The sequence below is a fragment of the Rhodovulum strictum genome, from assembly GCF_009649175.1.
GTDB classification, from domain to species: domain Bacteria; phylum Pseudomonadota; class Alphaproteobacteria; order Rhodobacterales; family Rhodobacteraceae; genus Rhodovulum; species Rhodovulum strictum.
This window is the reverse complement of sequence record NZ_WJPO01000015.1, coordinates 15,578-34,659: the sequence shown is the minus strand read 5'-3', so window position 1 is coordinate 34,659 and position 19,082 is coordinate 15,578. Positions and strand designations below refer to the sequence as shown.

The window sequence follows — 19,082 nt, the reverse complement described above, 5'->3', positions numbered from 1 at the left end:
ACCTAACCCCCCAACCGTTTCGGCAGCCCGTTCGCCCAGGTGCTGATCGTGCCTGCGCCCAAGCACACCACCATGTCGCCCGGACCGGCCTCGGCGCGGACCAGACGTTCCAGATCGTCCTCGCACAGGATCGCGTGGGCGTGGCGGTGGCCGTGGCGGATCAGGCCCGCCACCAGATCGTCGCGGCTGATGCCGGGGATCGGATCCTCGCCCGCGGCATAGACTTCGGCAATGCCCACCACATCGGCATCGTTGAAGCAGGTGCAGAACTCGTCGAACAGCGAATGCAGCCGCGTGTAGCGGTGCGGCTGGTGAACCGCGATCACGCGGCCCGACCCGGCCTGCCGCGCGGCGCGGAGCACGGCGGCGATCTCCACCGGATGATGGCCGTAATCGTCGATGATGGTGACGCCGCCGACCTCTCCGACCTTGGTAAAGCGCCGGTTCACGCCGCGGAACCCCGCCAACGCCGAACGGATCTCGTCGCCCTTCATGCCGAGGTGACGCGCCACGGCCACCGCGCCCAGGGCGTTGGACACGTTGTGATCCCCCGGCATCGGCAGGGTGCAGCCCTCGATCAGGACATCCTCGGCCTGCAACGCGATGTCGAACTGCGCCACGCCCGCCTTGTAGCTCAGGTTCACCGCGCGCACATCGGCCTGCGCGTTGAAACCGAAGGTCACCACCCGGCGGTCGGTGACGCGGCCGACCAGCGCCTGCACCTCGGGGTGATCGGTGCAGCAGACCGCCAGCCCATAGAACGGGATGTTCGAGACGAAATCGTGAAAGCCCTGCCGCAGCCGGTCGAAACTGCCCCAATGCTCCATATGCTCGGGGTCGATATTAGTGACGATGGCGATGGTGGCGGGCAGGCGGGTAAAGGTGCCGTCGCTTTCATCGGCCTCGACCACCATCCATTCGCCCGCGCCCAGCCGCGCGTTCGAGCCATAGGCGTGGATGATGCCGCCATTGATGACCGTGGGATCCAGCCCGCCCGCATCCAGCAGCGTCGCGACCATCGTGGTCGTCGTGGTCTTGCCATGGGTGCCCGCGATCGCGACATTCGATTTCAGCCGCATCAGTTCGGCCAGCATCTCGGCCCGGCGCACCACCGGCAGACCCGACAGCCGCGCGGCGTCAAGCTCCGGGTTGCCCGGCTTGATCGCGGAGGAGATCACCACCACCGACGCCCCCGCAAGGTTCTCGGCGCGCTGGCCCTCGAAGATGGTGGCGCCCATCGCCTTCAGCCGGTCGGTGATCTTCGATCCCTTCAGGTCAGAGCCCTGCACCCGGTAGCCGAGGTTCAGCAGCACCTCGGCAATGCCCGACATGCCGATGCCGCCAATGCCGACGAAATGGATCGGCCCCACATCGGTCGGTAGCTTGGTCGCCGCGCTCATCCAGTCCTGTCCCGTTGCAAGGTTCATGCTATCGCCCTTCTCCGCCCAGCGCCTCGACAATCTCGACCAGCCGTTCGGCCGCATCGGGCCGTCCGCAGGACAGCGCGGCATGGGCCATGCGAATGGCCCCTTCGGGTTGTTCGAGAACCGTGGCGATTTGCGCCGACAGCGCGGCGGGGTCAAGGGCGGATTCGGGGATCAGGATCGCCGCCCCCGCCTCGACCAGCCCGCGGGCATTGGCGGTCTGATGATCGCCCGTCGCGTAAGGATAGGGGATCAGGATCGAGGGCCGCCCGATCACCGAAATATCGGCAATCGACGAGGCCCCGGCGCGGCTGATGACAAGCTGCGCCTCGGCCAGACGCGCGGGAATGTCGTTGAAGAAGGGCCGGACATCGGCCTCGATACCCGCCTGCGCATAGGCCAGATCGACCCGCGCCACATCCTCTTCGCGGGCCTGATGGGACACGCGGATATGGCGGCGCAGATGCTCGGGCAGGGCGGCGATGGCGGCGGGCACAGTGTCCGACAGCACCCGCGCGCCCTGGCTGCCACCGATGGCGACAATGCTCATCGGATAGTCGCCCGGCGGGATATAGGGTGCGCCCGCGCGTTCCATCACCGCTGCGCGCACAGGGTTGCCGACATGCCATGCCTCGACACCATCGGGCAGATCGGTCGGCCATGTGCCACAGCCGATGGCATGAACGCGCCGGGCATAAAGCTCGTTCACCTGCCCCAGCACGCCGTTCTGTTCATGGATCATCCGCGGCAGTTTCAGCGCGATCGCGGCCGTCAGCGCCGGGAAGGACGGATAGCCGCCAAAGCCCGCCACCACCGCCGGACGGTCGCGCAGCATGCTCACCAGCGCCACCACCACGCCCACGCCCAGCCGGAAGGGCGCCGCGATCCGCTCGACCAGCCCGCCGCGCGCCAGACTGTCGGCGGCCACGCGGGCGATCTCGACCTGCCGCGGAAATCCCCCCGCATAGCGTGCGCCGCGCGCATCGGTCGACAGCTTGACCCGCCAGCCGCGCGCCAGCATCGCCTCGGCCAGCGCCTGGGCCGGGAACATGTGCCCGCCGGTGCCGCCCGCGGCAATGACCAGAAGCGGCGCGCTCATGCCAGCCCCCTGCGGCGCAGGATGTCGCCGATCTCGCCCTGCGGCCGGCTGCGCGTCAGCGCCAGCAGCATGCCCACCATGATGCCCATGGCGATCAGCGACGAGCCGCCATAGCTGACAAAGGGCAGCGTCATGCCCTTGGCGGGCAGCAGTTTGACCGCCACGCCCATGTTGATCAGCGCCTGCACGCCAAAGGTGCAGGCCAGCCCCGTGCCCGCGATCCGGATGAAGGTGTCGCGCTCGCGCATCAGCCGGAACAGCGAGCGCACGACGATCACCGCGTAAAGCCCGATGATCGCAGCCACCAGCACCAGCCCGTATTCCTCGGCCGCAACCGCGATGATGAAATCGGTATGCGCATCGGGCAGCGACCATTTCACCTGCCCCTCGCCCACGCCCACGCCGAAGAACCCGCCTTCCTGGATCGCGTTCACCGCATAGCCAAGCTGCGTGCGCGGGTCGATCTCGGAGGACAGGAAGCCGTCGATGCGGCGGGCAAAATGCTCGGATCCCTGATAGGCCAGCGTGCCCCCCGCAACAACCGCACCTGCCACGGCGACCAGCAACAGGAAGGGCGCACCGGCCACGAAATACATCACGCCCCAGGCAAACAGGATCAGCGCCGCCTGCCCGAAATCGGGCTGGAAGGCGAGGATCAGCACCACCGCCAGCGTCACCGCCAGCGACATCATGCGCCCGGGCGGCCCGTTCAGTTCCTGCGCGGCGGCCAGCATCCAGGCCGCCAGCACGATGAAGCCGGGCTTCAGGAATTCCGAGGGCTGGACGGACGCGAAGCCCAGCGAATACCACCGCACCGCCCCCTTGCCGAAATCGGTGCCCAGAAACGGCAGCAGGGCCAGCGCGACGAAGGCGCCCAGAAAGCCGATCACGCCCAGCCTGCGCACCATGTCCGGCGACATCATCGAGACGACCATCATCACGCCCAGCGCCAGCGCGCCGAACATCATCTGCCGTTCGACATAGTAGAAAGCGGCCAGCCCGTTCTTGGCGGCCAGCGGCGGCGAGGCCGCCAGCCCCAGCAACAGCCCCACCCCGAACAGCATCAGGATGCAGGTGATCGCCCACCTGTCCACCGTCCGCCACCAACGCGGCAGAACCGGTTCGCCCGCGCGAATCGGCGCGGTCCCGTAGACCATTTCCGTCATGGGCGTACTGCCTCGACTGCCTCTGCCTTCGCCCGTTTGCCGGGTCTAGAGTTCAGTGTAGCGCCAAAGTGCGCCGCACGCCAGTCTGGAAAGGTTACCGCCGCCCGCTGCGCGGGAACGGGCCGCAGGGCGCTCGCCCGCCCGTCTTGCCGGTCCGGATACCCCCGCCGGAGGCAAGCGCCCGCGCCAGCGGGCGCCCCCGATCTATCCGCCCAGCACCGCGGCGCAGCGGGCGCAGGTGCCCGGGTGGGCGTGGCTGCCGACATCGGGCAGGATCTTCCAGCAGCGCTGGCATTTCTCGCCCTCGGCCTTTTCAAAGACCACGCCCACGCCCGGCACTTCGGGCAGGCGGAAGGCCTCGTTCGGGCTGGGATCGGCGGTCAGCAGTATGTCCGAGGTGATGCAGAGATCGGCGAACTCGACCGTCTTCAGCGCGGCCAGCACGGCCGCGTCCTCGACATGGACGACGGGTGCTGCCTCCAGGCTTGCGCCGATCACCTTGTCCTGACGCTGGATCTCCAGCGCCGCCGTCACCACGCGCCGCACCTGCCGCATGCCCGCCCATTTCGCCGCCAGCGCGTCGTCGCGCCACTCCGCAGGCGTCTCGGGGATATCCTCAAAATGCACGGACCCCTCCTCGCCCGGGAAACGCGCAAGCCAGACATCCTCCATCGTGAAGACCAGCATCGGCGCAAGCCAGGTGGTCAGGCGGTGGAACAGCAGGTCCAGCACACTGCGCGCGGCCCGGCGGCGCGGGCTGCCCGGCGCATCGCAATACAGCGCGTCCTTGCGGATGTCGAAATAGAAGGCCGACAGATCCACGGTGCAGAAGTTGAACAGCGCCTGGAACACGCCCTGGAAATCATAGGCATCATAGCCCTGCCGCACCCGCTGGTCGAGTTCCGCCAGCCGGTGCAGCACCCAGCGTTCCAGTTCAGGCATCTCGGCGGGCGCGACCCGTTCGGCCTCGGTGAACCCGGCCAGATTGCCCAGCAGGAATCGCAGCGTGTTGCGCAGGCGGCGGTAGCTGTCGGCCACGCCTTTCAGGATCTCCGGCCCGATGCGCAGGTCCACGGTATAATCCGACTGCGCCACCCACAGCCGCAGGATGTCGGCACCATATTGCTTGATGACATCCTCGGGCGCGACGGTGTTGCCGAGCGATTTGGACATCTTGTTGCCCTTCTCGTCCAGCGTGAAGCCATGGGTCAGCACGCCGCGATAGGGCGCCCGGCCGATGGTGCCGCAGGCCTGAAGCATCGAGGAATGGAACCAGCCGCGATGCTGGTCAGTGCCCTCAAGATACAGATCCGCAATCCCGTCCGCCGCCCCGTCCGCCCGGTCGCGCAGCACGAAGGCATGGGTGGAGCCTGAATCGAACCACACATCCAGCACGTCCATGACCTGATCGTAAGCCTCGGGGTCGTGGTCGGTCCCGAGGAACCGCGCCTTCGCCCCCTCGGCATACCAGGCATCCGCCCCTTCGGCCTCGAACGCCGCCACGATGCGCGCGTTCACCGCCCGGTCGCGCAGCAGGAAATCGGGATCGGTGGGCTTGGCGCCGCGCTTGACGAAACAGGTCAGCGGCACGCCCCAGGCGCGCTGGCGCGACAGAACCCAGTCGGGCCGGGCCTCGATCATCGAGTAAAGCCGGTTGCGCCCGGTCTGCGGCGTCCAGCGCACCAACTGGTCGATCGAGGTCAGCGCGCGTTGCCGGATCGTGTCGCCATAGCTGCCCATGCCATCGTCCAGCCTGTGGTCGATGGCGGCGAACCATTGCGGCGTGTTGCGGTAGATCAAGGGCGCCTTCGAGCGCCAGCTATGCGGGTAGCTGTGTTTCAGCTTGCCCTTGGCCAGCAGCGCCCCGGCATAGGCCAGTTGCTTGATCACCGAGACATTGGCCGGGCCTTCCTTGCCCTCGGGCGTCAGGATCGCCTGCCCGCCAAAGATCGGCAGGTCGGGCCGGAACGAGCCGTCCTCAAGGACATTATACGTCATCGGCAGGTTGTATTTCAGGCCGATCTGGTAGTCGTCATCGCCATGGCTGGGCGCGGTATGGACAAAGCCTGTCCCTGCGTCGTCGGTGACGTGATCGCCGGGCAGCATGGGCACGTCGAAATCCCACTCGCCATTGCCGCCCTCGATGCCGCGGAAGGGGTGGGCGAGAGATATTTTCTCGGTGCCGACAAAGGATACCGTCGCGATACGATTATACTCCTGAACCTTGGCCTGTCTGAACGTCTGCTCAGCCAGATTGTCGGCAACAAGGATACGTTCGCCTTCAACAGCCGAAGCACCCTCAAGAACCGAGGTCACCTCGAAAAGCCCGTACGTGATCGCTGGATTGTAAGCCACAGCGCGGTTCTGCGGGATGGTCCAAGGTGTTGTTGTCCAGATCACCACCTTTGCGCCGACAAGCGCATCAACTGGATTGATACTGCTCAACGTCCGAAGGACCGGAGTATTTCTAACTGCCACAACCGGAAACTTCACCCAGATCGTGTGGCTCTGGTGGTCGTGATATTCGACCTCGGCCTCGGCCAATGCGGTCTTTTCGACGGGGCTCCACATCACGGGCTTGGAGCCCTGATAGAGCGCGCCGTTCATCAGGAATGTCATGAATTCCTGCGCGATCACGGCCTCGGCGTGGAAATCCATGGTCAGGTAGGGATCGGCCCAGTTGCCGGTGATGCCGAGGCGCTTGAATTCCTCGCGCTGCACCCCGATCCAGCCTTCGGCGAATTTCCGGCATTCCTGACGAAAGGCGACCACGTCCACCGAATCCTTGTCGAGCCCCTTGGCCCGATACTGTTCCTCGATCTTCCATTCGATGGGCAGCCCGTGGCAATCCCAGCCCGGCACATAGCGGGCGTCCTTGCCCATCATCTGCTGGCTGCGCACGATGAAATCCTTGAGGATCTTGTTCAGCGCGTGGCCGATATGCAGATGCCCGTTCGCGTAGGGCGGGCCGTCATGCAGGATGAAGGGCGGCCGCCCCGTATTTTCCCGCAGCCGGTCATAGACCCCGAGCCGCGCCCAGCGCTCCAGCCAGGCGGGTTCGCGCTCGGGCAGGCCCGCGCGCATCGGGAAATCGGTTTCGGGCAGGAAGACGGTGTCGCGATAGTCGGGCGTGTCGGCGCACATGGGGGCGGTCCTCGGAAAACGGGTCATGCGATCTGTTGAAGCTTCGGCGCGAGGGGTCAAGCGCCTTGTCCCGGCCGCTCTGGATCAGAGCGCCGGGCGGCTAATTCGAAGGATGCGCAGGGGTCCGGACGACATGGGCGGGCTTATAGGCCGCGCGGACGGGGCCGTAAAGGGCGGCTCAGGCGTCGGGTTTCGAGAACAGTCCCGTCAGCGCGCGCTTGACCAAGGCCCCAACCGAGGGGCGCTTGAGTTCGCGAAACGGCAGCGGGCGGCAGACCTCCATCGCGGCGACACCCACCCGCGCGGTCAGCGCGCCGTTGACCACACCCTCGCCGAACCGGCGCGAGACGCGCGACAGCACGCCGCCGCCCGCAATCGAGCCCAGCATGTCATCGCCCACCGCCACCGCCCCCGTGGCGACCAGATGCGTCATCACCGCACGCCCCAGCCGGATCGAGCCCAGAAAACCGCCCCGCCCGCCATAGATCTCGGCAATCCGCCGGATCATGCGCAGGTTCGCCACCATCGCCGTCGCGATATCGGCCAGGGCCAGCGGCACGATGGCGGTCACGGCGGCCACGGTTCGGGACGCGGCCTCGATCTCGCGCGTGGCGGCGGCATCCAGCGGGGCCAGCAATTCGCGCTCGGCCAACCCCAGGAGCCCGTCGGCATCCAGGATCTCGTCCTGCCGGTCCTTGACCCGCTCGCGGCCCCAAAGCGTATCCTCGCGCCGGGCATAAAGCGCCAGCAGCCGGTCCAGCACCGCGCGCGCGGCGGTCAGGTCATGGGTGGCGAGCGCGGCTTCGGTCTCGGCATGCAGCCGGTCGAGCCGCGCCAGCCGCGAAAACGCCGCCATCTCGCGCAGCCCGATCAGCAACAGCGCCAGCAGCACGCATCCCGCCAGCAGCACGGCAATGCCGCCCAGCACCGGGTTGCGCCCGATCAGGCCGGTGACGAAATCCCAGGCCGCCAGCGAGACGGCAAAACCGATCAGCGCCGTGAACGAGGCCCAGAAGAACCGCCCCAGCCGCGAGGGCGGCCGGGCGGCCAGCGCCACCACGGCCTGCATCGCGCGGCCCTCGGGCAGCGCATCGGCGTCGGGCACCGGCGGCGCCGAGGCGGGCGAGACAGGCGCCTCAGCCGCGTCGGTCTCGAACAGCCGCGGCGCCCTGGCCTTGCGGCTCTCGCGGCGCGGCCCCTCCGGCGCTGCCACGCGCGCCCGGGCCTCACGCTCTGCCCGTTCCCGCTCCTGTTCCACTCGTGCCCGCTCCCGCCGTTCCTGTTCCCGCCGCTCGGCCTCTGCCCGTTCGGCCTCTGCCCGTTCCCGGTCCTGCCTCTCGCGTTCGGCCCGCTCGCGCTCTTTCCGCGCCTGCTCGGCCCTGTCGCGCTCTACCCGGTCGCGTTCCGCGCGTTCGGCCTCTGCCCGCTCCCGCGCGGTCCGTTCGGCCTCTGCCCGTTCCCGTTCCTGCCTCTCGCGTTCGGCCCGCTCGCGCGCGACGCGCTCCCGCTCGGCCTGTTCCCATTCGGCCTGCTCGCGCTCTTTCCGCGCCTGCTCGGCCCGCTCACGCTCTACGCGCTCGCGTTCCACACGTTCCGCCTCTGCCCGCTCACGTTCCGCGCGGTCCCGCTCGGTGCGCTCGCGCTCCAACCGCTCGGCCTCTGCCCGCGCGCGGTCTTCCCGCTCGCGCGCGATCCGCGCCTGTTCCGCCTGTTCCTGAGCCAGCCTTTCCTGCTCGGCGCGCTCCCGTGCCTGACGTTCCTGCTCCTGCCGCGCGCGCTCGGCGCGGTCGCGCTCCGCCTCCGCGGCCCTTTCCTTCTCGGCCCGGTCCCGCGCCTCCCGCTCCTCTGCCGCAGCCGTCGCGGCCCGGTCCGGCGCCCCTCCCTGCCCCGCGCCGGGCTTGTCGTCCTCGCCGTCGAGGTCGAAAAGCACCGGGCGGCGGGTCATTTCAGCCGACCCCCCAGCAGGAACTCGGCCGCCTTGTCCAGCCGGATATGGGGCGGCCCCTCGCCCGGGCGCAAGGTCAGCCGCGCCGGCGCAAAGCGCATGACGTTGTATTCGGCGTCCAGCCAGTCCTCGGCCCCCTCGCGCGCGGGATCGAGCAGCAGCGCCGGATCCTCGGGCAGCTCGCCGGGATAAAGCGCCGCCTCGCGGCCGGTCTCCAGCAGCGTGCCGCGCACGCAATCATAGCTTTCGCCGCCGCGGGTACGGGTTTCCTCGACGGTCGCGCGCAGGGCGGCAATCGCCATGGCGGCGGTCTCGGCACCCGCGAAATCGGCGCGGCGGCGGGCATCGCGCATCAGAGCCTGCATGATCGCGGTCAACCGGGCATGCTGGCTGTGATGCAGATGGTCGGCCTTGGTCGCGGCAAACAGGATCTTCTCGACCCGCCGCCCCAGCAGAAGCGAGGTGAGCCAGGCATTGCGGCCGGGCCGGAACGCGCCCAGGATCTCGGTCATCGCTCGGCGCAGATCCTCAACCGCGCTGGGACCTGCATGGATCGCGCCCAGCGCATCGACCAGCACCACCTGCCGGTCGATCCGCGAGAAATGCTCGCGGAAGAAGGGCTTGACCACCTCGGCCTTGTAGGCGTCGAAGCGCCGCTCCATCTCGCGCCACAGACTGCCGCGCGGCGTTGCGGCCGCGGGCTCGGGCAAGGGCGCAAAGGTCAGCACGGGCGAGCCCGCCAACTCGCCCGGCAACAGGAAGCGGCCCGGCGTGCAATCGGAAAACCCCGCCTCGCGCGCGGCCTGAAGATAGGCGGTGAACGCCCCGGCCAGCCCCTGGGCCACCGGCTCGTCCAGCTTCGCCGCCGGATCGACCCCGCCCAGCGCCGACAGGAACCCCGCCCCACCGGGCCGTGCCTCGATCCGTTCCAGCGTCTCGCGCGACCATCCGGCATAGCCCTTGTCGAGCAGCGCCAGATCCAGCAGCCACTCGCCGGGATAATCGACGATATCCACATGCACCGTGCGCGGCCCGGTCATGGTGCCCAGAAGCCGCCCCAGCCCGCCCGGCCGCACCTTGAGCGACAGCCGCAACTCGGACACCGCGCGGGTCGAGTCGGGCCAGTGCGGCGCGGTCCCGGTCAGCGCGGCCAGATGCGTCTCGTAGTCGAATCGCGGCACGGTATTGTCGGGCTGGGGTCGCAGATGGGCCGCGGTGATCGCCCCCGAGGCGGCGGCGCGCAATTGCGGCATTCGCCCGCGATCCATCAGATTGGCCACCAGCGAGGTGATGAAGACGGTCTTTCCGGCCCGCGACAATCCCGTCACGCCCAGCCGGACCACCGGCTCCAGGAAGGTCTCGGACACCGAGGCGGCAATCCCCTCCGCCCCGCGCGTCAGCCCGTCGGCAATATCGCCAATGCGCAAGGTTGCTCCTTTCACGGCTCCGGCCAAGGTAAGCCCGCCGCCGCGCCCGCGCCAGCCCCGGCATGGGCGATTGCAAGCGAAGGATTGTCGCGGTAACGACCGGCCATGCCCCGCTACACGCTGAAGATCGAATATGACGGCACGCCGTTTTCCGGCTGGCAACGCCAGGCCGACCGCCCCTCGGTGCAGGGCGTGGTCGAGGCGGCACTGGCACGGCTCGAACCCGGCCTGCCCGCCATCGCCGCCGCCGGGCGGACGGATGCGGGCGTGCATGCGCTGGGCCAGGTCGCCCATTGCGACCTGCGCAAGGACTGGGATCCGTTCCGGCTGGCGCAGGCGCTGAACTACCACCTGCGGCCCGCCCCCGTTGCCGTGGTGGATTGCGCGCGGGTGGGCGATGATTTCCACGCCCGCTTCTCGGCCCTCGAACGGCGCTACCTCTTTCGCCTCGTCACCCGCCGCGCCCCGATGACGCATGAGCGCGGACTGGTCTGGCAGGTGCCCCACCCGCTCGAACGCGCCCCGATGCAGGAGGCGGCAGCGCATCTGATCGGGCAGCACGACTTCACCACCTTCCGCGCCGCGCTCTGCCAGGCGAAATCGCCGGTCAAGACGCTCGATACGCTCGAGATCGAGGAACGGGCCTGCCCCGGCGGACAGGAATTCCGCTTCCACCTGCGCGCCCGCAGCTTCCTGCACAATCAGGTGCGCAGCATCGTCGGCACGCTGGAACGGGTCGGCGCAGGCGCCTGGCCGCCCGAACGGGTGCGCGACGCCCTTCTGGCCCGCGACCGCGCCGCCTGCGGCCCGGTCTGCCCGCCCTCGGGGCTCTACCTGACGCACGCGCGCTACGACCCCGATCCCTTCGCCAGACCCGTGCGGACGGACGCGGATAACTGACGCCCGAAACGAACAGCGCGCGCCCCTGTCCTTCTTCTTGGCGAAAATACCCCGGGGGGAGTCCGCAAGGACGGGGGGCAGCGCCCCCCTGCCCGCTCAGACGAAGCGCACCGCCCGGGCCAGCGGAAGCGCGCGCAGCCGTTGCCCCGTTGCGGCGAAGATCGCATTCGCAAGCGCCGGGGCGGCGGGCGGAACGGGCGGTTCGCCGACCCCGCGCACCGGCCCGCCGCTTTCCAGCGCGCGCACCACGATCTCGGGGCATTCGCCGATCCGCATCGCCTGGAAGCTGTCGAAATTCTCCTGCTCGGCCCGGCCCTCGGCATAGGTCAACTCGCCCCACATCGCATGCGACAGCCCCCAGATCACGCCCCCCTGCATCTGGTTCTCGATATTCACCGGGTCGAGCACGCGGCCGACCTCGGCCACGGCAAACACGCGGTCGATCCGGATGCCCCTTGCCTCTGCCGTCACCTCGACCACCTCGGCGCAGGGCACGCCGAAGGACAGGCAGAACGCCAGCCCCCGCCCGCGGCCGGGCGCAAGCGGCGTGCCCCAGTCCGACAATTCGCCCACCGCCTCCAGCACCCGGGCAGAGGGCGCGTGGGTGCACAGCCGCAGCCGTTCTTCCAGTGGATCGGCGCCTGCCGCGTGGATCAGTTCATCCATCAGGCTTTCATGGAAAAACGCATTGGCCGAGGCCCCGACCGAGCGCCAGGAACTGATCGGCACCGTTTCCGGCGCACGATGGCCCGTCACGCGATAGGCCGGGATCGCGAAGGGCTGGTCCCAGGCGCCCGCGACGATGGCCGTATCGGGGCCCATCGTCGGCACCCCCAGCCGCCCCATCTGCGAGGCGCTGACCGATGGCGCGGCGATCGCCAGATCCATCGCCGCGACCTTGCCGCCCTCGACCCGTCCGCGACCGCGCGCGATGGCGGCCGGGCGGGGAAAGTCCCGGGCCATGTCCTCCTCGCGCGACCAGGTCAGCTTGACCGGCCGCCCCTCGGCCGCCCAGGCCAGCCGCACTGCCTGGTCGATGAAATCATCCTCCAGCCGACGACCGAAACTGCCGCCCATCGGCAGCGCGTAAAGCCCGACCAGATCCTCCGGCAGGCCGGTCAGCCGCCGTGCCGTCCGGACCGCGAAGCGCGGGATCTGGGTGCCTGCGCGCAACTCCATGATGCCGTTGCGGAACCAGGCAAAGGCCGTCATCGGTTCCAGCGGCGCATGGGCGAGGAAGGGCACGCGGTATTCCGCCTCGACATCCGCGCCACCCGCCAGCGCGGCCTTGATGTCGCCCTCGTCCTTCAAGCGGCTGTCGCGCCTTGTCTCGAACGCGCCCGCGATGCTTTCGAACAGCGCCTCGGTATCCGCGGGCCAGGGCGCGGGGCCCCATTCGATCTCGACCGCCTGCGCGGCCTGAAAGGCGCGCCAGGTGTTGTCGGCCAGCACGCCGATCCCGTCGGGGATGCGCACCACCTTGACCACCCCGCGCATCGCCTCGGCGCGGCTGGCGTCAAGGGACAGCACGCCGCCGCCGCGTGCGGGATTGGTGCGCACGGTGGCAAACAGCATCCCCGGCGCGGTCTGGTCGATGCCATAGCGTTCGGTGCCGGTCGATTTCGCCACGATGTCGAGCCGCTGCATCGGCTTGCCCAGAAGCCGCCACTCGGACGGATCCTTGAGCGTGACCTGACGCGGTTCCAGCAACCTGCCCGCGGCGGGGGCAAGCTCGACATAAGACAGCCGCGTGCCGTCAGGCGCGATCACCGCGCCCGCCTCGGTGGTCAGCTCGGCCTCGGCCACGCCCAGACGCCGGGAGGCGGCGGTAATCAGCATCGCCCGCGCCATGGCCCCCGCCTGGCGCAGCCGGTCATAGCCGTCCGGAACCGTCGTCGAGCCCCCGGTGATCTGTAGCCCCATCAGCTTGCCCAGCATGTCGCCGGTTTCACGCGCGACGCCGGCCACGCGCCCGGTATCTGTCGCCGCAAAGGGCAGCCCCTCGGCCACGATCTTTGAATTGTAATAGGCGGGCGCGGGCATGCCGGGATCGGTGCGCACCGCGTCAAGCGGGATGTCCAGTTCCTCGGCGATCAGCGCCGCCTGGATCGTGGTCGCGCCCTGCCCCATCTCGGCGCGCGGGGTGATCAGGATGACCCCGCTCCGGTCGATCACCACATAGGGCGTCAGCACCGCCATGCCCGGCGGCAGATCCTTGGACAGCGGGCTGGCATAGGGCTGGCGCAGGGAATAGACGCCCACCGCAAAGCCGCCTGCCACCGTCGCCGCCCCGATCAGAAAGCCCCGCCGCGCGATCTTGCCCATGCCTGCCATCGCTTACCCCTCCCGCAGCTTGTCGGCGGCCAGCCGCACCGCCGCGCGGATCCGCGGATAGGTGCCGCAGCGGCAGAGATTGACATGCAATGCCGCGTCGATCTCGGTCGCGTCGGGCTCGGGCGTTTCGGCCAGCAACGCGGCGGCGGCCATGATCTGGCCCGACTGGCAATAGCCGCATTGCGCGACCTGGATCTCGATCCAGGCGGCCTGCACCGGATGCGGCGCCTCGGGCGTGCCCAGCCCCTCGATCGTGGTCACGGGGGCATCCACATCGCCCGCGGCGATCTGGCAGGACTGCACCGCGACCCCGCCCAGATGCACGGTGCAGGCGCCGCATTGGCCGATGCCGCAGCCATATTTCGTGCCCGTCAGGCCCAGCACATCGCGCAGCACCCACAAAAGCGGCATGTCGGGTTCGACATCGACCTCGTGTTCGGTTCCGTTGACGGTCAGCCTCATGGCGCCCCGGCCTCCTTCACGACGAATCCCCTGGCCCCCGAGCCCGGGCGCCGCACGCATCAATCACCCGTTTCGGCCCGGTTTGGCAACGCCATGCCGCCAAGCAGCCGCGTCACGGCTGCGTGGGTTGTGGTCCGGGGCGGCGGCGCTATGCTCGCGCCTGCCCGTGCGGATGGCCGGGCAAGAAGGGACCGACAGGCATGCAGAAACGCACGATCCAGACCCGGCCGATCGAGGGGCAGAAACCCGGCACATCGGGGCTGCGCAAGAAGACCCGAACCTTCATGGCGCCGCATTACCTGGAGAATTTCGTCCAGGCGATCTGGAACGCGATCGGCGGGGTGCAGGGCAAGACCCTGGTGCTGGGCGGCGACGGGCGCTATTTCAATGACCGCGCGGCGCAGGTGATCCTGCGCATGGCGGCGGCCAGTGGCGCGGCCAAGGTGATCGTGGGGCAAGGGGCGCTGCTGTCGACGCCCGCAGCCTCGAACCTGATCCGCCAGCGCCGGACGGATGGCGGCATCATCCTGTCGGCCAGCCACAATCCCGGCGGGCTGGGCGAGGATTTCGGGGTCAAGTTCAACTGTGCCAATGGCGGCCCCGCCCCCGAGGATCTGACCGCCCGCATCTTCGACGAGACGCAGCGGCTGCAATGCTACGACATCCTCGAGGCGCAGGATGTGGACCTGTCGCGGCTGGGGGCGGCGCGGCTGGGCGGCATGGTGGTCGAGATCGTCGATCCGGTCGCCGATTACGCCTCGCTGATGGCGCGGCTTTTCGATTTCGAGGCAATCCGGGCCCTGATCGCCAGCGGCTTCACGATCCGCTTCGATGCGATGCATGCGGTGACGGGGCCCTATGCGGTTGCGATCCTTCAGGACATGCTGGGCGCGCCCGAGGGCAGCGTGGTCAATGCCGTGCCCAGCCCCGATTTCGGCGGCGGGCATCCCGATCCGAACCCGATCTGGGCAAAGGATCTGGTCGATCTGGTGATGGGGCCGGATGCCCCCGATTTCGCCGCGGCCTCGGATGGCGATGGCGACCGCAACATGATCCTGGGCCGCGGCATCGTCGTGACACCCTCCGACAGCCTGGCGGTGCTGGCCGCGAACGCGCATCTGGCGCCGGGCTATGCGCGGGGGCTGGCAGGGGTGGCGCGCTCGATGCCGACCTCGCGCGCGGTCGACCGGGTCGCGGCGGCGCGGGGGCTGGCGCTTTACGAGACGCCGACGGGGTGGAAATTCTTCGGCAACCTGCTGGATGCGGGCCGGGTGACGCTGTGTGGCGAGGAAAGCGCCGGGACCGGCTCGGACCATGTGCGCGAGAAGGACGGGCTCTGGGCGGTGCTGCTGTGGCTGAACATCCTGGCCGCAACGCGGCTGTCGGTCGCCGACACGCTGCGCGGCCATTGGCAGGAATTCGGGCGCAACCATTACGCGCGCCATGATTACGAAGCGCTCGATGCCGGGTTGGCCGGGGCGATGCTGGACGATCTGCGCGCGCGCCTGCCGGACTTGCCCGGGCAGGTCGTGACGGGGCGGCGGATCGCGATGGCGGACGAGTTTTCCTATGCCGATCCGGTCGATGGCAGCCGGTCCGAGCGCCAGGGGCTGCGGATCGGGTTCGAGGATGGCGCGCGGATCGTCTGCCGGCTGTCGGGCACGGGCACCGAGGGCGCGACGCTCCGGGTCTATCTTGAGGATTTCACCGACGATCCGGCCCGGCTGGAACTGCCGGTCGGCGCGGCGCTGGCGGGCGTGATCGCCGCGGCCGACGAGATCATCGGGCTGCGTGCGCGCACCGGCCGCACCGCACCCGACGTCGTGACGTAGCCCTCCCGCCCCCGGCCTGCGCGGGGCTTGCGCCCCGCTTGTCCGGCGTTGGGCCGGGCGCCGCTGACGCGGGCGCGCGCTCCGCGCGGGGGTATTTGGGCCAAGAAGAAGACCGCGCTGCGTCAGATCCCTTCGGGCGCCCTGTCAGGGGGCCGCGATTGCATGCTGGCGCTGGCTGCCCAGCCCCTCGACCCGCAATTCCATCACGTCGCCCGGCCGCAGGAAGCGCGGCGGTTTCATGCCCATGCCCACGCCCGCGGGCGTGCCGGTCGCGATCAGGTCGCCAGGCACAAGCTGCATGAAGCGGCTCATGTAGCTGATGATCTGGCGCACCGGGAAAATCATGTCCGAGGTATCGCTGTCCTGCACGCGGACGCCGTTCAGGTCGAGCGAGAGCGCCAGCGCCTGGGGGTCGGGCACCTCGTCGGCGGTCACCAGCCAGGGGCCGACGGGGCCAAAGCTGGGGGCGGACTTGCCCTTGACCCATTGGCCGCCGCGCTCGACCTGGAAGGCGCGTTCCGAGACATCGTTGACCACGCAATAGCCCGCGACATGGGCCAGCGCGTCATCTTCGGAGACATTGTGCGCGGCGCGACCGATGACCACGCCCAGTTCCACCTCCCAGTCGGTCTTTTCCGAGTCGCGCGGGATCACGACCGGATCAAAGGGGCCGGACAGGCAGGAGGTTGCCTTGGAAAAGAGGATCGGTTCGGCGGGCGGTTTCGAGCCGGTTTCGGCGGCGTGTTTCGCGTAGTTCAGCCCGATCGCGTGGAAATTCGGCACCGCGGCAAGGCAGGGGCCGATGCGCGTGCCGGGTGCGATCAGCGGCAGCGCGGACAGGTCGAGCGCGCGGATCGCATCCAGCGCCTCGGGCGAGACACCCGCCCCGGCGAAATCGGGGACGCGGCCCGAAAGGTCGCGCATCCCGCCTTCGGCGTCCAGAATCGCCGGTTTCTCCTGGCCCACGGGGCCCACCCTCAGCAGCTTCATCCGTCTCTCCCTCGGCCTTGTGCCGCCGCGCCGGCGGGGCGGGCGGATCGCGTCAGGTATACCCGTGCCGGGACGCTTGTCGAGGCCGGGTGGCAGAAACGCAAACGGCCCCGCTTGCTGCGCGGGGCCGACAGGCAGGATTGGAGGGCCGATGTCAGGCGGTCGCCTGGGCCTTTTCGATGTCCTTCTTGATCTTCAGCGCCTTGGTCGACAGCTCATCCTCGCACGCCTTGGCGAGGAAGGCGTCCAGACCGCCGCGGTGATCGACCGAGCGCAGCGCCGAGGCCGAGATGCGCAGCTTGAACGAACGGCCCAGCGCGTCGGACAGCAGCGTGACCTCGTTCAGGTTCGGCAGGAAGCGCCGCTTGGTCTTGTTGTTGGCGTGGCTGACATTGTTGCCGACCATCGGACCTTTACCGGTCAGTTCGCAGACGCGCGACATGGGTTCTTCCTCGTCTCGAATAGCAGGGGGCGCCGCAGGGGCAGCGCCGCGAATTCCGTCGCGGTGCATTACGGGCAATCCCGGGGGGCGTCAAGCGATTCATGGGGAAAGCGGGTCAATCGCATGCGTAGCGCGCGACAAACCGCTTCAGGATGGTTTCGGGCAGGCGCACATCCTCGGCCCGGCACATCGCCACCAGGTCATCGGCGGTTTCGGGCGGGAAATAGCCGCGGTCGCGATAGATGCGGATGCGCAGCTCGAAGCCCGCGCTGTCGGCCTCGGGGTGGAACTGGGTGGCATAGACATTGGCGCCAAAGCGGATCATCTGGAACGGGCACGGGTCCGAGGCCAGCAGATGCGCGCAGCCCGGCGGCAGGCCCTGCACCGCCTCCTTGTGGCCGACAAAGGCGCGGAAGCTGTCGGGCAGGCCCGCGAGCAAGGGATCGCTGCGGCCCGCTTCGGTCAGATGGCAGGTGGTGGCGCCGACCGGTTCGGAGAAGCGGGCCTTGGAGACCTCGGCGCCCAGATGATGGGCGAGGATGCCGATGCCGTAGCAGCAGCCCAGAAAGGGGAAATCGCGGGCGGTGATCTCGGGCATCAGCCCCATGACCGCGGCCTCGATCCGCTGCTCGACCGGGGATTTCGCATCCTCGGGGTCCGAAACGCAGCCCGGCCCGCCGCCCACGATCACGCCGGAATGGGCGCCAAGATCCAGTCCCGCGGGCAGCGGTTCGGCATCCAGCCGGATGCGCCGCACCTGATCCGGCGAAAGCCCGCCCTTGGCCAGAATGGCGGCGAACTCGTCATCGGCGGCCTCGGTCTCGGGGCGCAGTTGCAGCACCAGAAAGGGCTTCACGGCGCAGCACCAAGCGCGGCCAGCATGTCGGCGGTGGCGCGTTCCACGCTGGTCTGACCGGCCGCCACCTGCGCGCCCAGGGCTGCCATCCGCGCCCGCATCGCCGGGTCGGCATCGAGCCGCGCCAGAAGCCCGCGGCGCACCTCCTCGGCGAACCAGTAGCGCGCCTGTTCGGTCCGCCGCGCCTCGAAATGGCCGGTTTCGCGGCGCCACTCGGCCAGCGCCTGCATCTCGGCCCAGGCCTCTGCCAGCCCGGCCTCCTGCAGCGCCGAGACGCAGATCGCCTTGGGGAACCCCTCGGGATCCTGCGGGCGGCGGCGCAACAGCCGCAGCGCGCCCGCGTAATCGCCCCGCGTGCGTTCGGCCGCCGGTTTCAGATCGCCATCGGCCTTGTTAACCAGGATCAGGTCGGCCATTTCCATGATGCCGCGCTTGACGCCCTGCAATTCGTCGCCGCCTGCGGGCGCCATCAGCAGGATGAACAGATCCGTCATCTCGGCGACCATGGTCTCGGACTGGCCCACGCCCACCGTCTCGATCAGCACGATGTCGAAGCCCGCCGCCTCGCACAGCGTCACCGCCTCGCGCGTGCGCCGCGCCACGCCGCCCAGCGCCGACTGGCTCGGCGAGGGGCGGATAAAGGCGTTCGGGTCGCGGCTCAGCCGTTCCATCCGCGTCTTGTCGCCCAGGATCGAGCCGCCCGAGCGGGCCGAGCTTGGGTCCACCGCCAGCACCGCGACCTTGTGGCCCTTCCCGGTTAGCAACGTGCCGAAGCTTTCGACAAAGGTCGACTTGCCCACCCCCGGCGTGCCCGACAGCCCGATGCGCAACGCCTGGCCGGGGCTTTGCGCCAGCCGGTCCAGCAGCGCCTGCGCCGCTTCCCGGTGATCGGACCGGCCGCTTTCGACCAGCGTGATCGCGCGGGCCAGCGCCCGGCGTTCGCCGACGCGGATGCGGGTGGCAAGATCCTCGATATCCATGGGCGGCTCCGCTGCTGCGCGGCCCTTGTCTTGCCGCGTGTGCGCGGGGCTGTCCAGCCCTCTGGCCTGCACCGGCGGTTT

The 19,082-nt window shown here is 69.2% G+C and carries 14 protein-coding genes; 2 read left to right on the top strand and 12 right to left on the bottom strand.

All coding sequences use genetic code 11. The features are described 5' to 3' along the window. Positions 1 to 2: 2 nt before the first annotated feature. The 6 genes from murC to GH815_RS10570 form a co-directional block, all read right to left on the bottom strand. Positions 3 to 1,400: a UDP-N-acetylmuramate--L-alanine ligase gene (murC, locus tag GH815_RS10595; RefSeq protein ID WP_153748798.1), complete on the bottom strand. Its 1,398-nt coding sequence runs from the start codon at positions 1,398 to 1,400 to the stop codon at positions 3 to 5. 28 nt (positions 1,401 to 1,428) lie between these two features. Beyond that, entirely contained in the window at positions 1,429 to 2,523 is a 1,095-nt protein-coding gene (locus GH815_RS10590; RefSeq protein WP_153748746.1) for a UDP-N-acetylglucosamine--N-acetylmuramyl-(pentapeptide) pyrophosphoryl-undecaprenol N-acetylglucosamine transferase, read from the bottom strand. Continuing rightward, positions 2,520 to 3,689: a peptidoglycan glycosyltransferase FtsW gene (locus GH815_RS10585; RefSeq protein WP_153748745.1), complete on the bottom strand. Its 1,170-nt coding sequence runs from the start codon at positions 3,687 to 3,689 to the stop codon at positions 2,520 to 2,522. Before GH815_RS10585 ends, GH815_RS10590 begins: the two co-directional genes overlap by 4 nt. Before the next feature lie 204 nt (positions 3,690 to 3,893). After that, positions 3,894 to 6,833: an isoleucine--tRNA ligase gene (ileS, locus tag GH815_RS10580; RefSeq protein WP_153748797.1), complete on the bottom strand. Its 2,940-nt coding sequence runs from the start codon at positions 6,831 to 6,833 to the stop codon at positions 3,894 to 3,896. A gap of 178 nt (positions 6,834 to 7,011) precedes the next feature. Further along, positions 7,012 to 8,046 (bottom strand): YcjF family protein, encoded by a 1,035-nt coding sequence (locus GH815_RS19200; protein WP_343030797.1) that lies wholly within the window; start codon positions 8,044 to 8,046, stop codon positions 7,012 to 7,014. 728 nt (positions 8,047 to 8,774) lie between these two features. Then, positions 8,775 to 10,205, bottom strand: a complete 1,431-nt coding sequence (locus GH815_RS10570) for a YcjX family GTP-binding protein (RefSeq protein WP_153748744.1) — start codon at positions 10,203 to 10,205, stop codon at positions 8,775 to 8,777. Between the two features lie 105 nt (positions 10,206 to 10,310). Here GH815_RS10570 and truA point away from each other — a divergent pair, with 105 nt between their 5' ends. Beyond that, the gene (gene truA / locus GH815_RS10565; protein ID WP_153748743.1) at positions 10,311 to 11,105 is read left to right on the top strand and encodes a tRNA pseudouridine(38-40) synthase TruA; all 795 of its coding nucleotides are present in this window, start codon (positions 10,311 to 10,313) and stop codon (positions 11,103 to 11,105) included. A gap of 96 nt (positions 11,106 to 11,201) precedes the next feature. On the opposite strand, the gene GH815_RS10560 is transcribed toward truA, so the two are convergent. Further along, complete coding sequence (locus GH815_RS10560; RefSeq protein ID WP_153748742.1) at positions 11,202 to 13,439, bottom strand: xanthine dehydrogenase family protein molybdopterin-binding subunit; 2,238 nt, start codon at positions 13,437 to 13,439, stop codon at positions 11,202 to 11,204. Positions 13,440 to 13,442: 3 nt separating this feature from the next. After that, on the bottom strand, positions 13,443 to 13,901 hold the full coding sequence (locus GH815_RS10555; RefSeq protein WP_153748741.1) for a (2Fe-2S)-binding protein: 459 nt from the start codon (positions 13,899 to 13,901) through the stop codon (positions 13,443 to 13,445). A 200-nt stretch (positions 13,902 to 14,101) separates the two neighbouring features. On the opposite strand from GH815_RS10555, the gene GH815_RS10550 reads away from it, so the two are divergent. After that, positions 14,102 to 15,733, top strand: coding sequence for an alpha-D-glucose phosphate-specific phosphoglucomutase (locus GH815_RS10550; RefSeq protein WP_153748740.1), 1,632 nt, complete (start codon positions 14,102 to 14,104; stop codon positions 15,731 to 15,733). Positions 15,734 to 15,877: 144 nt separating this feature from the next. Here the strand turns inward: GH815_RS10550 and GH815_RS10545 are convergent, their stop codons facing one another. From GH815_RS10545 to meaB, 4 genes are all read right to left on the bottom strand, one after another. Then, a complete protein-coding gene (locus tag GH815_RS10545; protein ID WP_153748739.1) occupies positions 15,878 to 16,723 on the bottom strand; it encodes a fumarylacetoacetate hydrolase family protein in 846 nt (281 codons plus the stop codon). A 154-nt stretch (positions 16,724 to 16,877) separates the two neighbouring features. Further along, on the bottom strand, positions 16,878 to 17,165 hold the full coding sequence (gene rpmB, locus GH815_RS10540; RefSeq protein ID WP_153748738.1) for a 50S ribosomal protein L28: 288 nt from the start codon (positions 17,163 to 17,165) through the stop codon (positions 16,878 to 16,880). A 115-nt stretch (positions 17,166 to 17,280) separates the two neighbouring features. After that, positions 17,281 to 18,021 carry a glutamine amidotransferase gene (locus GH815_RS10535; RefSeq protein ID WP_343030790.1) on the bottom strand — a complete coding sequence of 247 codons (741 nt, stop codon included), beginning with the start codon at positions 18,019 to 18,021 and terminating at the stop codon, positions 17,281 to 17,283. Then, a complete protein-coding gene (meaB, locus tag GH815_RS10530) occupies positions 18,018 to 19,001 on the bottom strand; it encodes a methylmalonyl Co-A mutase-associated GTPase MeaB (protein WP_153748737.1) in 984 nt (327 codons plus the stop codon). The genes GH815_RS10535 and meaB overlap by 4 nt, the downstream gene beginning before the upstream one ends. Positions 19,002 to 19,082 lie beyond the last annotated feature (81 nt).